17 protein-coding genes and 1 pseudogene are annotated in these 15,378 nt (G+C 49.6%); 6 read left to right on the top strand and 12 right to left on the bottom strand.

Features of this window, described 5'->3' with window-relative positions:
* Positions 1–188: 188 nt before the first annotated feature.
* From ACTTKA_RS00705 to ACTTKA_RS00680, 6 genes are all read right to left on the bottom strand, one after another.
* Positions 189–2,648: a TonB-dependent receptor gene (locus tag ACTTKA_RS00705; RefSeq protein ID WP_442723586.1), complete on the bottom strand. Its 2,460-nt coding sequence runs from the start codon at positions 2,646–2,648 to the stop codon at positions 189–191.
* A gap of 66 nt (positions 2,649–2,714) precedes the next feature.
* A complete protein-coding gene (locus ACTTKA_RS00700) occupies positions 2,715–3,230 on the bottom strand; it encodes a KdsC family phosphatase (protein ID WP_442714325.1) in 516 nt (171 codons plus the stop codon).
* A 5-nt stretch (positions 3,231–3,235) separates the two neighbouring features.
* Positions 3,236–4,000: a Rossmann-like and DUF2520 domain-containing protein gene (locus ACTTKA_RS00695; protein WP_442723585.1), complete on the bottom strand. Its 765-nt coding sequence runs from the start codon at positions 3,998–4,000 to the stop codon at positions 3,236–3,238.
* Positions 3,997–4,560, bottom strand: coding sequence for a nitroreductase family protein (locus tag ACTTKA_RS00690; RefSeq protein WP_442723584.1), 564 nt, complete (start codon positions 4,558–4,560; stop codon positions 3,997–3,999). The genes ACTTKA_RS00695 and ACTTKA_RS00690 overlap by 4 nt, the downstream gene beginning before the upstream one ends.
* 163 nt (positions 4,561–4,723) lie before the next feature.
* The gene (locus ACTTKA_RS00685) at positions 4,724–5,812 is read right to left on the bottom strand and encodes a phosphotransferase enzyme family protein (RefSeq protein ID WP_442723583.1); all 1,089 of its coding nucleotides are present in this window, start codon (positions 5,810–5,812) and stop codon (positions 4,724–4,726) included.
* A gap of 78 nt (positions 5,813–5,890) precedes the next feature.
* The gene (locus ACTTKA_RS00680; protein WP_124752651.1) at positions 5,891–6,145 is read right to left on the bottom strand and encodes a type B 50S ribosomal protein L31; all 255 of its coding nucleotides are present in this window, start codon (positions 6,143–6,145) and stop codon (positions 5,891–5,893) included.
* 229 nt (positions 6,146–6,374) lie between these two features.
* On the opposite strand from ACTTKA_RS00680, the gene ACTTKA_RS00675 reads away from it, so the two are divergent.
* The 6 genes and pseudogenes from ACTTKA_RS00675 to ACTTKA_RS00650 all read left to right on the top strand — a co-directional run bounded on the left by ACTTKA_RS00675 (position 6,375) and on the right by ACTTKA_RS00650 (position 11,416).
* Positions 6,375–7,370, top strand: a complete 996-nt coding sequence (locus ACTTKA_RS00675; RefSeq protein WP_442714329.1) for a class II fructose-bisphosphate aldolase — start codon at positions 6,375–6,377, stop codon at positions 7,368–7,370.
* Between the two features lie 211 nt (positions 7,371–7,581).
* A complete protein-coding gene (gene radA, locus ACTTKA_RS00670; RefSeq protein WP_442723582.1) occupies positions 7,582–8,952 on the top strand; it encodes a DNA repair protein RadA in 1,371 nt (456 codons plus the stop codon).
* 65 nt (positions 8,953–9,017) lie between these two features.
* The gene (locus ACTTKA_RS00665) at positions 9,018–9,314 is read left to right on the top strand and encodes a nucleotidyltransferase family protein (RefSeq protein WP_442723581.1); all 297 of its coding nucleotides are present in this window, start codon (positions 9,018–9,020) and stop codon (positions 9,312–9,314) included.
* Positions 9,298–9,642, top strand: a complete 345-nt coding sequence (locus ACTTKA_RS00660; RefSeq protein ID WP_442714331.1) for a HepT-like ribonuclease domain-containing protein — start codon at positions 9,298–9,300, stop codon at positions 9,640–9,642. The genes ACTTKA_RS00665 and ACTTKA_RS00660 overlap by 17 nt, the downstream gene beginning before the upstream one ends.
* Positions 9,643–9,661: 19 nt before the next feature.
* Positions 9,662–9,829, top strand: a pseudogene (locus ACTTKA_RS00655) (DNA repair protein RadA); the annotation flags it as partial.
* Positions 9,830–11,416 (top strand): NAD(P)/FAD-dependent oxidoreductase, encoded by a 1,587-nt coding sequence (locus tag ACTTKA_RS00650; protein WP_442723580.1) that lies wholly within the window; start codon positions 9,830–9,832, stop codon positions 11,414–11,416.
* Here ACTTKA_RS00650 and ACTTKA_RS00645 read toward each other — a convergent pair.
* The 6 genes from ACTTKA_RS00645 to ACTTKA_RS00620 are packed head-to-tail and all read right to left on the bottom strand — an operon-like array spanning position 11,407 to position 15,378.
* Entirely contained in the window at positions 11,407–12,078 is a 672-nt protein-coding gene (locus ACTTKA_RS00645) for a hypothetical protein (protein ID WP_442723579.1), read from the bottom strand. The genes ACTTKA_RS00650 and ACTTKA_RS00645 overlap by 10 nt on opposite strands.
* 25 nt (positions 12,079–12,103) lie before the next feature.
* Entirely contained in the window at positions 12,104–12,481 is a 378-nt protein-coding gene (locus tag ACTTKA_RS00640) for a hypothetical protein (protein WP_442714334.1), read from the bottom strand.
* 9 nt (positions 12,482–12,490) lie between these two features.
* Positions 12,491–13,069 carry a sugar O-acetyltransferase gene (locus ACTTKA_RS00635; RefSeq protein WP_385977095.1) on the bottom strand — a complete coding sequence of 193 codons (579 nt, stop codon included), beginning with the start codon at positions 13,067–13,069 and terminating at the stop codon, positions 12,491–12,493.
* Positions 13,059–14,249, bottom strand: coding sequence for a class I SAM-dependent rRNA methyltransferase (locus ACTTKA_RS00630; protein ID WP_442714335.1), 1,191 nt, complete (start codon positions 14,247–14,249; stop codon positions 13,059–13,061). Before ACTTKA_RS00630 ends, ACTTKA_RS00635 begins: the two co-directional genes overlap by 11 nt.
* Positions 14,246–14,842: a 3'-5' exonuclease gene (locus ACTTKA_RS00625; RefSeq protein ID WP_442723578.1), complete on the bottom strand. Its 597-nt coding sequence runs from the start codon at positions 14,840–14,842 to the stop codon at positions 14,246–14,248. Before ACTTKA_RS00625 ends, ACTTKA_RS00630 begins: the two co-directional genes overlap by 4 nt.
* Complete coding sequence (locus ACTTKA_RS00620; RefSeq protein WP_442723577.1) at positions 14,839–15,378, bottom strand: DUF5063 domain-containing protein; 540 nt, start codon at positions 15,376–15,378, stop codon at positions 14,839–14,841. Before ACTTKA_RS00620 ends, ACTTKA_RS00625 begins: the two co-directional genes overlap by 4 nt.

Raw genomic sequence — 15,378 nt, 5'->3', positions numbered from 1 at the left:
AGTAGATACTACATTCATATTCTCCAAATATTTTTGCAGGTTTTTTTTGAAAAAAATTATAAGTAGCAGAAAACTAGTAAAATAAAAACAACCAACAAACATACATTATTATATAGAAAAAGAAAAATAAGCCAAACAGGATATAAAGAACAACGAGAAATCAGGAGTAAAATCATCTAATGATTCGATTAAAAATCGACTGTCAGACGAAAATTCAGCTGGCGACCGGTCAAATAATTCGGTACCGCATACTGATGGCTGTACACATCCGTTATCCAATAATAAGAACTCGTATTATATATATCGAATACATTAAATACATCAAGTCCTAGCCAGATGCTTTTGAAATTCCGGAAAAAGCCCCGCTCCATCAAAGCATCTTCTCCTCCGGCCAGTTGATAAGTAAAGCCAAGGTCTATACGACGATAAGGTGGTGTTTTGTAATTACTTCCGTCATATCCCCGACGTGGAACCGTAACGGGTAATCCTCCGGTCAGCACACCGCGCAGATTGAGCATGGCTCGACGGTAACCGGGAAAATAGTCCTGAAAATAAAGGGAAATATTATACGCGGGACTGTTAGGCATCGATACGCTGACTGTTTCCCGTCCACTTCGTTCAATCGTCTGACGTGATTTCATCAACGACAAGCTGATCCAGGAATCGGTTCCGGGCACAAATTCACCGAAAAGTTTCATATCCAATCCGGCGATGTAACCTTTCGCACAATTCTCCCCATAATATCGTATCTTCACATTATCTAATGTATAGGGATTGATATTGCTCAGACTCTTATAATACAGCTCCGTTGTCAACTTAAAATTTCGGCTGCCGACCTTAAATCCGTAATCACTTCCCAAAATAAAATGAATCGACCGTTGCGACTTCAACTGATCATTCAGCCGGATCACCGTATTTCCATCTTTATCCTTCACCTCGGTACGTAATTCTTTATAAAAAGGAGACTGGTAATACAGTCCGGTCGCAAAACGCAGCGTAAGATCCTGATTGGCATTCGGGATAAAGCCCAGCGAGGCACGCGGACTGAAAAGAAACTCCTTGCTATATGTCCAATAACTACCCCGTATGCCGCCAACCAGCGTGAACAATCCCTGTTCGGTACGAAACTTGAACATATCTTGAACATACGCAGCCAGACGTTTGCTAATCAATTTATTATCGGAAAAAAGATTGGCAATCACGTTCACTTCCTTACCGGTCTGCGGTAACGAATAACCGGACGAATCTCGACTTTCCCATTCGCTGATTTTATCGATGATACGTTCTATCTGAGCGTTAACACCCCACTTTAATGTTTGATGGGCTGTAAGCTGTGTCATCCCATACAGTCCGATATGACCAACAGTCGCTTGCAACCTGTTTCTCGCATGTTCGTGATAGGAGGCCAGAGCAATGGATTTCTCACCCTCAACGATCTTTTTATCGTCTCCCTCTTCACCGGCTTTATCCAGACGATAATTTCCGGTCAAATCGTAGCTTTCCTCTTCATTACTCCGGAAAGCGAAAGCCTGCAAGCCCAGTTCCGATTTTGTACTTAACTGATGTTTCAACGTCAAAGCCCCATAGATCGTTTCAAACTTGTCACGTTCCCGACCATCGAAAAACACATGAAATTTTTGCTTATTTTTTACCGTACCAAATGTGGTTTCCAACTCGATCGGAACATATTTGTAATGGTTAGACGAAAGGTTTCCCAGAAAATTAAGCTCCCACTTCGGGGCGGGTTTATAGGTCATGAACGTTTGCAAATCCACGAAACGGGGCACATACTCGGCACGACCAACAAGGTTATTCAAAAGCGAGCTCGACATTTTGTAACGTATGCCCGTAACTTGTGTAAATTTCTTACTTCCGCTTCCTACATACGCACTAGCAGTGCTGATGTTCAAATTCGAAGAGCCAAGCACACCGACCGAAGCCGATCCTTCCAGTTTTGTCGGCTTTTTATATGAAATATCCAAGACGGAACTCATCTTATCTCCATAACGCGCATCGAAACCGCCGGCCGAGAACTGCACGTTTTCTGTCAGGTTCGGATTGACAAAGCTCAATCCTTCCTGCTGTCCCGAGCGTATCAGCAAAGGACGAAAGACCTCCATTCCGTTCACGTATACCAGATTTTCGTCAAAACTCCCCCCCCGTACCGAATATTGGGTACTCAGTTCATTGTTCGACGACACTCCGGCATACGTCACTACCAAACTTTCGATACTTCCGCCCGATGGATCAGGAAGAATCTTCAAACGACCGGCATCAAGCGTCTCCATCGTAGTCGTCTGCCTGCGAATCGCCGTCACCGACACTTCGTTCAGTTCGAGGGAAGTATAATTCATTTGTACGTTCACACGCATATCTTGCGTCAAACGCGGAATCACTCGTTCCGCCTTATTGTATCCGAGACACGAAAAAAGCAGCACAACGGAATCGCCCGGCGAAACCGACAACGAATAAAACCCTTTCTCATCGGTCATCGCACCTATCAGTGTATGCTTCACCTGTACCGCTACGAGTTCCAACGGGTTGCCATCGGCATCCCGCACATTTCCCGAAACTTTCACCTTGCCCTGAGCATTTAGCCCCATGGCCATCCACAAAAACAGAAGCGACGCCAACGTACGATTTCTCATCTTTCCTTTATTTTACGTGTGTATTAACGTAAAAAAAGCCCAAAGCGTATATTACGGCGGCAATTTTCACCAACCGAATGCTTTATCCGTCATCCACATTTGCTGCGCTTTCATCGTTTGTTCAATCACTTCGCGGGCAATACCGTCGCCACCGTTCAGAGGCGAAATATATTTTGCGATGTGTTTGATCTCCGGCGCTGCCGTAGCCGGCGCAATAGGCAAGCCGACACGGCGCATCACTTCATAGTCCGGGATATCGTCGCCGGCAAATACGATCGATTCTTCTTCCAGCCCGGTCTTCTGAAGAAAATCTTCGTAATCCTTTATTTTAATAGAGCTACACATATAAATATGCTGCACCCCGAGACGTTCAAAACGGAGACGTACATTTTCCGTGTAGGCACCGGTGATGATGCCCACCTGATAACCGTGCTTAACAGCCAATTGTAACGCATAACCGTCTTTGATATTGACGGTTCGGGCCGGATCGCCATTGTCGGTCAGCGGGATTTTGTCGGACGACAGCACGCCGTCCACATCGAACAGAAAAGCTTTTATTTTTGTCAAATCATAAGGTATCATAATGTTCAAGACTGAGATAACAGGTGAATATTCTTACTGATTAATTCGTACAGCTCACGCACAACCGGATCGGTCAGCATGGCCGATTGTTGTTCAATCACATTGCGATCGTATCGCATGGCCGGTCCCGTCTGTGCATCAGCAGGAGAAAGGCTATGTATTTTTGCGGCCGTTTCATCGATCAGCGGCAACAGCACGGCGGGATCTATCCCCTGCTCACTCAAAATCCGATCGGCAAGGACATACATGTGATTCGTAAAGTTACAGGCAAAAACCGCGGCCAGATGCAAATAACGCCGTTTCTCGGAAGAGAGCAGCCGTATATCGGAAGATATCTTTTCGGCAAGTGTTCGCAGACACTGTTCGCTTTGTGCTGAATCGGCTTCGATAAAGCAAGGAACATCCCGGAAATCGACCGGTCGTTTTTTTGAGAACGTCTGTAACGGATAAAGCACGCCATAGCGGCGGGCATATCCGCGAAAAATATCCATCGGCACACTGCCTGCCGTATGCAGCCAAAGCCCTTCGTTCGGGGAAACCTGTGCGACGATTTTATGCAAAACCGCGTCTTTCAGAGCAAAGACATATAGATCGGCATCCGAACGTAACGCGCCGGTATCCGTTGTCCACGCACACGCGTGTTCTGCAGCCAGCCTTTGTGCATTTTCTTCGGTACGGCTATAAATCTGACAGATACATAGTCCGGCCTGCTGCATCGCTGCGGACAGGTGAGTCGCTACATTTCCGGCTCCGATAAAGACGACCTTCATGCCTGAGTCGCTTCCTCCGATGTACCGGGCAACGCGAATTTACCGATATGTACCTTCTCCCACAGCAGGTGCGATTCATCGAACGGTTTACGTTCCTGATCCTTATGCCCGAAACCAATGATGCACAAGACACCCATCTGATACGGTATATCCAACAAATCGCGGACATATTGCTCCGAGTCGCGTTCATCGGCCGTCAGACGGTTTCGGACATGACACCAACAGCTTCCAAGCCCTAAATCCTCGGCCTGCAACTGCATATATATCGCGGCGATGGAGGCGTCTTCGACCCACACATCGCTTATCGTCATATCCCCCAACACCACAACGGCCAACGCACATCCTTCAAGAAACCCGCCCCCGGCGCTTTTACACCTCGCCAACAGCGTCAACATATCCTTATCTTCGACCGTGATAAACTGCCACGAATGCGAGTTCTTCGATGTGGGAGCCATCAAAGCGGCTTTCAAGAGTTGCTCCACCTCTTCCGGTGCGATCAGTTCGTCCGTAAACTTCCGCGTGCTGCGTCGACGGGTAATCAGAGCATTGAAATCTTCCATACCATAATATTATAATAATGCGAGGACAAAATTAGAGAAATTTTCTGAAATGGAGTTCTTCGGAAAGATTAACACAACGAAAAAAAGAACATCTCGCCACAAAAAAACTTCGCCCCGAAATCTTGTGATCACGGGGCAAGTCTGTATAATGTTCTGCAGCCGGTTACAGCCATTCTTTCATAAACGCATTCATTTCCTCGGCATGTGCCTCAAGACTTTGCAGCAGTTTAAACTGAGCGCGTGTACGAATCAAATTATGCTTCGGCTTGTGCGTTTTATAATACATGTCGCCATTGAGGTAATCGGTCAGGAAACGTACCGTCTGCATATACGTCAACAGACGTCCTCCGTAAGGGAGCAAACCGATTTCGAGCGGCGTAAGGAAAGATTTCGCCTTTTCCATGTATCCGCGCGTATATGCTTTGAAAATCTCCATGTTTACCCCCACACGATCAAGCTGCTCATCATCTTCGGCTCCCGTATTGGCTCCGGTACGGATAAAATCGCCGATATCGGATAAGACAAACCCCGGCATTACGGTATCCAGATCAATCACACATAACACCTTCCCATCTTCATCGAACAAGATATTGTTGACTTTCGTATCGCAATGATTCGTGCGTTTTTTCAGTTTGCCTTCACGATACAGTTCTTCCTGAACGCACATTTCCTCGGCACGCTTCTCAATTTCATCAATGAGGTCTTTCACCTCATCCACACGTCCGGCCGCATTCGCCTGAACCGCTTCGTGAAATTGCTGCAACCGGAATTCCATATTATGAAAGTTCGGGATTGTTTCGCCCAATGCTCCTTCGGGCAAATCGGACAACATCGATTGAAAATCGCCAAAAGCGCGTCCGGCTTCATAAGAAGAAGAAGGATTCACTTCTTCTAAACTTCGACTGCGAGGAATCATCAGGCAAACGCGCCAATAACTTTCGCCATCGAAATAATACCGTTTCCCGTCATCGGCCGGAAGGAAAGTCAGCACCTTACGATCGATGTCCTCCTCTCCGCGTTCCTGCAATTTCGCGCGGATATGCGATGTAACCGTATGAATATTATTTTGGAGCATCTCCACATTGGTGAAGATGTGATGATTAATACGTTGTAAAACATAACCGGGTGTGCCGGCTTCGGTAGTCACTTTCAGCGTATCATTGATATGTCCGTTACCGAAAGGTTCGATAGACAAGATATTTTCTTTAATACCAAATCGACTGAGGATTTGTAGATATTTTTCGTTTGTCATGGCTCTGAATCATGTTTATGCAGACCCAAAAAAGGACGCTTCTTCGGCGTCCTCTTCTCGATCGTACATGTTTTACATTTACTTTTTGTTCCGGTTGCCGTAACGGCTCATAAACTTGTCCACACGACCGGCCGTATCCACCAGCTTCGCCTTGCCCGTATAGAACGGATGCGAACTGCTGGAAATTTCCAGTTTAACCAGCGGGTAGGTAACCCCGTCAATCTCGATCGTTTCTTTCGTGTTGATCGTAGAACGCGTGATAAACACTTCTTCGTTCGACATGTCTTTGAAAGCAACCTGACGGTAATTTTCCGGATGAAGTTCCTTTTTCATTGTTCTTCTATTTTTAATTTATTATGATCTTGTCTCCTTTTTCCAAATACGGGGTGCAAAAGTATTCATAATTGTTTAAACAAACAAGAAAAAAGCGGTAAAATTCTAATTCATAGCATTGCCCCGTATAATTTATGCACACAATCGTAAAAAAAATGACGCGTATGAATTCATTCCTGATTTTTTTCGTACCTTTGAGCCTGATTTTTCACATATAACACAAGAAACAATGATAAATTACAAAGACTTAGGCTTGGTGAACACACGTGAAATGTTCAAAAAAGCAATCAACGGAGGCTATGCAATTCCGGCCTTCAATTTCAACAACATGGAACAGATGCAGGCCATCATTCAGGCTGCGGTGGAAACAAAATCGCCGGTGATTTTACAGGTTTCGAGCGGTGCGCGAAAGTACGCCAATCAGACGATTCTGCGTTATATGGCCGAAGGAGCCGTTGCTTATGCCAAAGAACTCGGATGCCCGAATCCGCAAATCGTTCTTCATCTCGATCATGGTGATACTTTCGAGCTATGTAAAAGCTGTATTGACATGGGATTCTCTTCCGTCATGATCGACGGTTCGCATCTTCCGTACGACGAAAACGTCGCACTGACGAAACAAGTCGTTGAATATGCTCATCAGCACGATGTAACGGTAGAAGGCGAATTAGGCGTTCTGGCAGGCGTTGAAGACGATGTCGTAGCAGAACATCACACCTACACGAGGCCGGAAGAAGTCGTTGACTTTGTAACGAAAACCGGCTGTGACTCGCTGGCGATCTCGATCGGCACCTCGCACGGAGCAAACAAGTTCAAACCCGAACAGTGCAAGCGCGATGCGGACGGACGCCTTGTTCCTCCGCCTTTGGCTTTCGAAATTCTGGAAGCAGTGGAAAAAGAATTGCCGGGTTTCCCGATTGTACTCCACGGCTCGTCGTCCGTACCGCAAGAAGATGTAGATACCATCAACAAATACGGCGGCGCCTTGAAAGATGCGATCGGCATTCCGGAAGAACAGTTGCGTAAAGCTGCCAAGTCGGCCGTTTGCAAGATCAACATCGACTCCGACAGCCGCTTAGCCATGACAGCAGCCATTCGCAAAGTGTTTGCCGAGAAACCGGCCGAATTTGATCCGCGTAAGTATTTAGGTCCGGCACGCGATGCAGCCAAGGCCCTTTACATCCACAAGATTAAAAATGTATTAGGCTCAGACAATAAACTTTAATTAATACGATAGAAGATAAAGGCGAAAAGGGGCTGTCCGAAGAAAAAAGGACAGTCCTTTTTTGTACTGTTGCTTCAGCATCTCCCATAAAAACATCTCCCTCTCCTCCTCCCTCCATCCACCGTCCCGAGTCCCGTATGATCCGATCCCCGAACAGAGCGTAACATGTTCCGATATTTTTCTTACCTTTACCTCTTCAAAAAAATAATGTATGGCTAAAGTAAAATCGGTATATATCTGTTCCGACTGCGGTGCCGAATCGCCCAAGTGGGTCGGTAAATGTCCGTCGTGCGGCGCGTGGAACACGTATGTAGAAGAACTTGTAAAGAAAGAACCTGCGGCATGGCGGTCTGTTCCGGGAATCGTACGTGAAGGCATGAAGCCCCACCTGCTGCGCGATGTCACGGCAAAAGAAGAAACACGTATCGATATGCACGATGCGGAGTTGAACCGTGTGTTAGGCGGCGGGTTAGTCAAAGGTTCGCTGGTACTTGTCGGGGGAGAGCCGGGCATCGGAAAATCTACGCTGGTATTGCAAACCGTTTTGCAGATGAAAGATTTGCATACGCTCTACGTCTCGGGCGAAGAGAGCGCTCAACAGTTAAAGATGCGTGCCGACCGTCTGGCCGGAAAAGACACCGATATGGGCAATTGCCATGTGTATTGCGAAACGAATCTCGAACAGATTTTCGTACAGGCGCAGAACCTCCAACCCGATCTCTTGATCATCGATTCCATCCAGACGATGTTTACCGACCGGGCCGAATCGTCGCCGGGCAGCATCACTCAGGTGCGTGAGTGCAGCGCAGCAGTGCTGAAGTTTGCCAAAGAGACGGGAACGCCCGTGCTGATGATCGGACATATCAATAAGGAAGGCAGCATAGCCGGGCCGAAGGTACTCGAACACATTGTCGATACGGTGTTGCAGTTCGAGGGCGACCAGCATTACATGTATCGCATCCTGCGGAGCATCAAAAACCGTTTCGGAAGCACTTCCGAGTTAGGCATCTATGAGATGCGGCAGAGCGGATTGCGGCAGGTCGAGAATCCCTCCGAACTGCTTCTGACCGAAGGTCACGAGGGGCTTAGCGGCGTAGCCATCGCGGCAGCAATGGAGGGCGCCCGTCCCTTCCTGATCGAGACGCAGTCGCTCGTCAGCAGCGCTGTATACGGGACGCCTCAGCGCAGTGCGACGGGGTTCGACCTCCGGCGGATGAATATGTTACTGGCCGTGCTGGAAAAACGCGCCGGCTTCAAACTCGTGCAGAAAGACGTTTTCCTGAACATCGCAGGAGGGCTGCGTGTAAGCGATCCGGCCATCGACCTGCCGGTGATCAGCGCCGTATTGTCGTCGAGTTTGGACATCCCGATCGATCGCAGCACGTGTATGGCGGGCGAAGTGGGGCTCTCGGGCGAGATACGTCCGGTCAACCGTATCGAACAACGCATTCAGGAGGCAGGGAAGCTCGGATTCACACGCATGATCGTTCCGCAGATGAAAGGACTGGAGGCGTTGAAAAGCAAAATGAAAATCTTTCAGGTCAGAAAAGTAGAAGAAGCCTTCCGGCAGCTATTCGGATAAGGATGATTTTAACAGGCGAATTAAACACATTATCTTTGTATCCGCATAACAACGACAGAAAAGATATGGACAAATTGATGATTGATAAATTATCCGATTTTTTCCGGACACAACCGGTAGATAAAGCATGGATTTTTGGATCTTATTCGCGCAACGAAGAAAAAGAAGGAAGTGATATCGATGTACTTGTTCGTTTTTTGAAAGGAATAAGAATAACCTTATTCTCCTATGCCTCTATGCAATATAAGATGGAACGGTTACTGAATAAAAAGATAGACTTGGTCGAAGAAGGACAACTGAAAGACTTCGCCGAAGATAGTGTCAATGCCGATAAAATACTTATATATGAGAGAAAAAAATAAAGATAAAGCACGTTTGTTGCACATCATTGAAGCAATTGATAATATTTTCGAGTTTACGAATAACAAAACATTTGAAACATACAGGCAAAATAAAATGTTGCGTTTTGCTATCATTAAGAATCTGGAAATTATAGGCGAGGCTGCCTACTTGCTGACGAATGAGTTTAAAAAAGAATATTCGGAGATAGAATGGCATGCTCTCATAGGGATGCGACATGTATTAGTTCACGGCTATTATCAAATCCGGGATGAGATCGTATGGGCTACCATAGAGACCGATTTAGCCCCTTTGAGAGAAAAAGTTCAACTGATTCTAAAAACATTATAAAGAATGCTGTGTTGTCGTCAAGATACGTCCGGTCAACCGCATCGAACAGCGCATTCAGGAGGCAGGGAAGCTCGGATTCACACGCATGATCGTTCCGCAGATGAAAGGACTGGAAGCGTTGGAAAGCAAAATGAAAATCTTTCAGGTCAGAAAAGTAGAAGAAGTCTTTAAATTTTTATTCGGTTAAATGATCAAAGAACTGTCATTACGTATATTACCCGAAGAAGCGGCGAACGAAGCATCGTTGCGCAGAGTCGTTTGCCGCGAAACGGGCGAGAAACCCGAAACCATCCGTGCCGTGCGCGTACTGAAACGCTCGATCGATGCGCGACAGCATACGGTCTGGGTCAATGTAACGGTACGCGCCTTCATCGATGAAGAACCGGCAGAGGCCGAATTTACGCCTGTCGAGTACCGCGACGTATCGACGGCCAAACCCGTCGTTGTCGTCGGAGCCGGGCCGGGTGGACTGTTCGCGGCCTTGCGATTGATCGAACTGGGGTTGCACCCCATCGTCATCGAACGCGGAAAAGACGTGCGGCGGCGCAAGATAGACATCGCCCGGATCAGTCGTGAACACACGGTCGACCCCGAATCGAACTACTGCTTCGGCGAAGGCGGCGCCGGCGCCTATTCCGATGGCAAACTCTATACCCGAAGCAAGAAACGCGGCTCGGTCGATCGCATCCTCCGCATTTTCTGCCGGCATGGCGCCAGCACAGCCATCCTCTCGGATGCTCATCCCCATATCGGGACGGATAAACTCCCGCGCGTCATCGAAAATATGCGCGAGCAGATTTTGCGTTGCGGCGGAGAGGTGCATTTCGAGACTTGCATGGAGGCTCTCCTCTTACAAGCGGACGAAGTGAAAGGCGTGCGGACACGTGACGGACGCGAGTTTCACGGCCCCGTAATCCTTGCCACCGGACACTCGGCACGCGACGTTTATCGTTACCTCGCAGCACGGAACATCCCCATCGAAGCCAAAGGAATTGCCGTCGGCGTGCGGCTCGAACATCCGCAGCAACTGATCGACCGCATCCGTTACCATCGCAAAGACGGACGCGGAAAATACTTGCCCGCCGCCGAATACAGCTTCGTGACGCAAGCCGCCGGACGAGGCGTATACTCCTTCTGCATGTGTCCCGGAGGATTCGTCGTGCCGTCGGCCACCTCGCCCGACGAGGTCGTCGTCAACGGCATGTCGCCCTCCAACCGCGGATCGCGATGGGCCAACGCCGGATGGGTCGTCGAAATCAGACCCGAAGACCTGCCCGACTGCCTCTGCCAAGGCATGCCCGAAGGAGATGCCTCCCTCCCACCCGTTTTATCCGTCATGGACTTTCAGGAACGCCTCGAACGCCTCTGCCGCCTGAACGGCGGGATGACCCAAACGGCTCCCGCCCAGCGCATGGCCGACTTTGTACGGAAAAAGAACTCGTCGCACCTGCCCGTTTCGTCCTATACACCGGGATTGCTTGCCTCGCCGCTTCATTTCTGGATGCCGGAGTTCATCACGACACGTCTACGCGAGGGATTCCGCCATTCCGACCGCGTGTCGAGCGGTTTTCTCACCAACGAAGCCGTCCTGATCGGGGTCGAAACGCGCACCTCCTCACCCGTGCGTATCCTGCGAAACAAAGAGACCTTGCAGCACGTCACGCTGCAAGGCCTCTTCCCTTGCGGCGAAGGAGCCGGTTATGCCGGAGGAATCGTATCGGCAGCCATCGACGGCGAACGCTGCGCCGAACAAGCGGCCGAGGCTTATGGCTGAGGCCCTTCTTCTTTCTTCTTCCGCGTACCCAAATCAACGATAATGCGCGCGTTCCGATAGTCCGTCTCGAATCGTGTACCCGAAAACAGACTCATTAAACTGTCTAATTTGTAAACGCAGCGACGCAAATCGCGCAAAAGCTCCGAAAGACTTTGGTTATGTCCCTTCCGCTCCACGATTAAATCGCGCGGACGCGTTATATACGCATCGTAAGCATCGATCAAACGCTTGCATTCGTCCAAAACCTCCTCCGTAATACCATAATCGGCCAAATCACGCTTGATCGCCTCCATACGCGTATACATATCCTTCGCCTTGGCCAGCGAAACCGTGTCCGGCATGTTCGATAACGCACCTTTACTCGTTCGCAAATGGTCATGTAACTCCTGATTATCATGATCCAATGCATAAACAGAAGCTCGTTTACCCAAATCCGTCACCATCGAAAAAAGTCTCGAAGCGGCCTCAGCCTTGTCAGCCGTTGCTCCCGTCGTAACAATCAGGCTTTCCCCGCCCGCTTGCTGAACTTTGCCTAAAAGATCACCAAAAAGGGTACGTTCCTTTACAAAACGTGTATTACTCTGCCATACGGTTTCGTGCGCAACCAATACACCCTCTACACTCCTACACATCGATACGTAATTTTCATTTTTCGTTGTCATAACTCCCTTCATTTAATACATTACTTTAATCCGGGAATAAAAAAAGTTTAACAAAACCCACTTTTTTCACATTTCTTACACAACAAGATTTGATTCTATCCCTGTCAGAATGATAAAACGTCATGTCAGAAGAGAAAAACGCCGTGACAGAACGAAAAAACACTCCGTCAGAGACAAAAAACGGAACGACAGAACGAGAAAACGTCATGTCAGAGACAAAAAAACGGAACGGCGGAACGAAAAAATGCCCCGCCGGAAGAGAAATATGCCACGGCAGAACGAAAAAATACCCCGTCAGAGACAAAAAACAAAACGGCAGACGGAAAAAACGCCCCGCCAGAAGAGAAAAATACCACGTCAGAACGAAAAAATGCTCCGTCAGAGACAAAAAAAAGCCTTCCACCTTCTCTTTTTACGTCAGTCGACGGATAACGCGGCAGGGATTGCCGACGGCCAACGAGTCGTCAGGGATATCTTGCGTTACGACGCTGCCGGCGCCGATCACGCAGCGGTCGCCAATCGTAACGCCGGGACAGATCACGGCGCTGCCGCCGATCCAGCAGTCAGCCCCGACGGTAACGGGATAAGCATACTCCCTCCCCTCGCGCCGCAGGCGATAATCGAGCGGATGATGCGGCGTATAAATCTGCACGTTGGGAGCAATCAGCGTATGCGCGCCGATGCGGATATAAGCGCCGTCGAGAAACGTACAATTGGCATTGATAAAAACGTGCTCGCCGAGGATGATGCCGTGTCCGTGATCGCAATGAAACGGTGGGCAGATGACGGTCGAGGCAGGGATACCGGGGATCAACGCTTCGAGCACGGCCCGGTACCCGTCGTCGTAAGTCGACATCATACGCAGCTTTGCCAGCAGCTGCTTGGCATGCTTGAAACCGGCCTGCATGCCCGCATCCGAAAAATCCGGCCATTCGCCGTTGCGCATCTTCCGGATTTCGGCATTCGTCAGCGCCTGCTCTTTACTCCACATGCAGCACCAATCCTTTCAGATACTCCCCTTCGGGATGATAGATATTGACCGGATGATCGGCCGGCTGAGTCAACTGATGCAGAATCCGCACATGGCGCCCCGATTGCGCCGCCGCACTGAACACGGCCAGCCGGAAATCGTTGCGACTAACCACCTGCGAGCAGGAGAAAGTAAACAAAAGGCCGTTAGGACGAATCTTCTCAAACGCAAGCGCGTTGAGTTTGCGATACCCCTGCAAGGCATTGCGAAGCACGTCGCGATGCTTGGCAAATGCGGGCGGATCGAGGATGATCAGATCATACGAGTCGCCCGCCCGGTCGAGATAATCGAACGCGTCTTCGGCAAACGCTTCGTGACGCGGATCGTCCGGGAAGTTCAACGCCACGTTCTCTTTCGTCAGCGATATGGCCTTGGCCGAGCTGTCGACCGAGTGTACGACCCGTGCGCCTCCCTGCATGGCGTATGCTGAAAATCCGCCCGTATAACAAAACATATTCAGCACCGAGCGTTCCCGCGCATACTGTTCAACCAGCCGGCGGTTCTCGCGCTGATCGATAAAAAAGCCTGTCTTCTGCCCCTTCTCCCAGTCCACGCGAAACTTCAGCCCGTTCTCGACGGCGATATGCGCTTCCGTCCGATGCCCGCCGTACAGATATCCGTCCATCGAATCGAGACCGGCTTTATAAGGCAACGTCCCTTCCGACTTGTAATAAATATGACGAATCACCTCGCCGAGCACTTCACGCAGCGCCTCGGCGATCTCCTTTCGCAGATGGTGCATCCCCACGGAATGTGCCTGCATCACCGCCGTGTCGCCATATATATCGATCACGAGGCCGGGCAGACGGTCGCCCTCTCCGTAAACGAGGCGATACGTGTTGTTGTCGCCGCGGCCTGCCAGCCCGAGCATCCAACGCACCCGGCAGGCCGTCCGTATCCGTTCCGTCCAAAACGCATGATCAATCGACACCGGCTCGAGCGAGAGCAAACGCACGGCAATGCTTCCGATCTGATAGTGTCCGATACCGAGGAAAGACCGCCCGGCACTGTACACTTCGACCAAGTCGCCTTCACTCGGTTTCTCTTCGATATGAGCAATGGCACCGGAGAAAATCCACGGATGAAAACGCAGCACCGATTCCTCCTTCTTCGGCTTAAGATAGATTTTACAGTATGTCATGATTCTTCGGATTTCAACAGTTGATAGATGCGCAGACAAGCCCACGCGTCAAGCGCGGCGTAATTCTGCTGGGCGTCCGTCAGAATATCGGCATCCCAATTCGTAAGACGTGTACGTTTCGAGATTTTTTTCCCGAACAGAATCGCGTAGATTTTTTGCAGGCTCGCCTCTTCGATGCCATACGAAGGCATGATTTTCTGCAAGTCGATAAAGCCCGCCGGTCTGAGGTCTTTGACGCGCTCACGCATCATGTGGAAGTCGTCCGGCAACGACAACCCGATTTTCGTAATCCGTTCATCTTTCAGAAACGCGATCAGCGGTTCCGGAATGCCATCCAGATGATTAAGTCTGAAAAGATAACAGACGTTCTCGGTCGAGAGCTGCATAAGCGCGACTTTGTGATGTTGATTTTTTTTGAAGCTCGGACGCGTTTCCGTATCAAATCCCACACAACGGCTTGCCGACAGGATACGAACAGCCTGCTCGACCTCCTCAGGGCGATCTACCACGACGATATGCCCCGGAAACGACTCCACGGGCAACGTCGCAATTTCTTCTTTCGTAATCTTTGAAAGGTTCGGAGTATACGTCATATCGTTTCTTCTGTCAGGTACGTTTCTTCGTTATACCGCACGGCATGGAGCGCCTTCAGGGCGTTGAGGAGCGATTGCCCCCAGTACATCCGGAAGTTCTCCGTGCAGAGCGCCAGCGACAGCCGCATCGTTTCTTCGTATCCCTGCCGGAAGAGCGAAACGAAGTTGCCGAGGTCCTGATACAGGTCGGACAGGTTTTCGGAAATAAACGCCGCAACAGGCGTATCGCTGTATTGCATGTCGGGCGTAAATGTCTCCAGATAACTGTCGTATTCGCCCAGCAGCGCAGCGAGGCGATCGCGGAGGGCATGATACGTTTCTTCCGTGACGAAGTGCGAGACCTCGGCATCGTCATCCGCTTCCGTTTCGGGCAGCAGCGTAGCTTTCAGATAAAGCAGAGGGAGCAGCTTGGTCGCCTTGTCGACAAAGGCCGGCAAGTCATGCTCGACGGATTCCATCCACGAGCAAAACTCGAACGCCACGGTAACGAATTCCAGCGTATTCCTGTCGTAAACCGGACTGCTTCCCCCGTCCAT

The organism is Tannerella sp., assembly GCF_052170195.1.
Lineage (GTDB): Bacteria > Bacteroidota > Bacteroidia > Bacteroidales > Tannerellaceae > Tannerella.
This window is presented reverse-complemented; position numbering and strand designations above follow the sequence as displayed.

Coding starts and splice junctions, on each gene's coding strand:
- ACTTKA_RS00705 (WP_442723586.1), bottom strand. CDS start 2,648: ATGAGAAATCGTACGTTGGCGTCGCTTCTGTTTTTGTGGATGGCCATG.
- ACTTKA_RS00700 (WP_442714325.1), bottom strand. CDS start 3,230: ATGATACCTTATGATTTGACAAAAATAAAAGCTTTTCTGTTCGATGTG.
- ACTTKA_RS00695 (WP_442723585.1), bottom strand. CDS start 4,000: ATGAAGGTCGTCTTTATCGGAGCCGGAAATGTAGCGACTCACCTGTCC.
- ACTTKA_RS00690 (WP_442723584.1), bottom strand. CDS start 4,560: ATGGAAGATTTCAATGCTCTGATTACCCGTCGACGCAGCACGCGGAAG.
- ACTTKA_RS00685 (WP_442723583.1), bottom strand. CDS start 5,812: ATGACAAACGAAAAATATCTACAAATCCTCAGTCGATTTGGTATTAAA.
- ACTTKA_RS00680 (WP_124752651.1), bottom strand. CDS start 6,145: ATGAAAAAGGAACTTCATCCGGAAAATTACCGTCAGGTTGCTTTCAAA.
- ACTTKA_RS00675 (WP_442714329.1), top strand. CDS start 6,375: ATGATAAATTACAAAGACTTAGGCTTGGTGAACACACGTGAAATGTTC.
- radA (WP_442723582.1), top strand. CDS start 7,582: ATGGCTAAAGTAAAATCGGTATATATCTGTTCCGACTGCGGTGCCGAA.
- ACTTKA_RS00665 (WP_442723581.1), top strand. CDS start 9,018: ATGGACAAATTGATGATTGATAAATTATCCGATTTTTTCCGGACACAA.
- ACTTKA_RS00660 (WP_442714331.1), top strand. CDS start 9,298: ATGAGAGAAAAAAATAAAGATAAAGCACGTTTGTTGCACATCATTGAA.
- ACTTKA_RS00650 (WP_442723580.1), top strand. CDS start 9,830: ATGATCAAAGAACTGTCATTACGTATATTACCCGAAGAAGCGGCGAAC.
- ACTTKA_RS00645 (WP_442723579.1), bottom strand. CDS start 12,078: ATGACAACGAAAAATGAAAATTACGTATCGATGTGTAGGAGTGTAGAG.
- ACTTKA_RS00635 (WP_385977095.1), bottom strand. CDS start 13,069: ATGTGGAGTAAAGAGCAGGCGCTGACGAATGCCGAAATCCGGAAGATG.
- ACTTKA_RS00630 (WP_442714335.1), bottom strand. CDS start 14,249: ATGACATACTGTAAAATCTATCTTAAGCCGAAGAAGGAGGAATCGGTG.
- ACTTKA_RS00625 (WP_442723578.1), bottom strand. CDS start 14,842: ATGACGTATACTCCGAACCTTTCAAAGATTACGAAAGAAGAAATTGCG.
- ACTTKA_RS00620 (WP_442723577.1), bottom strand. CDS start 15,378: ATGGACGGGGGAAGCAGTCCGGTTTACGACAGGAATACGCTGGAATTC.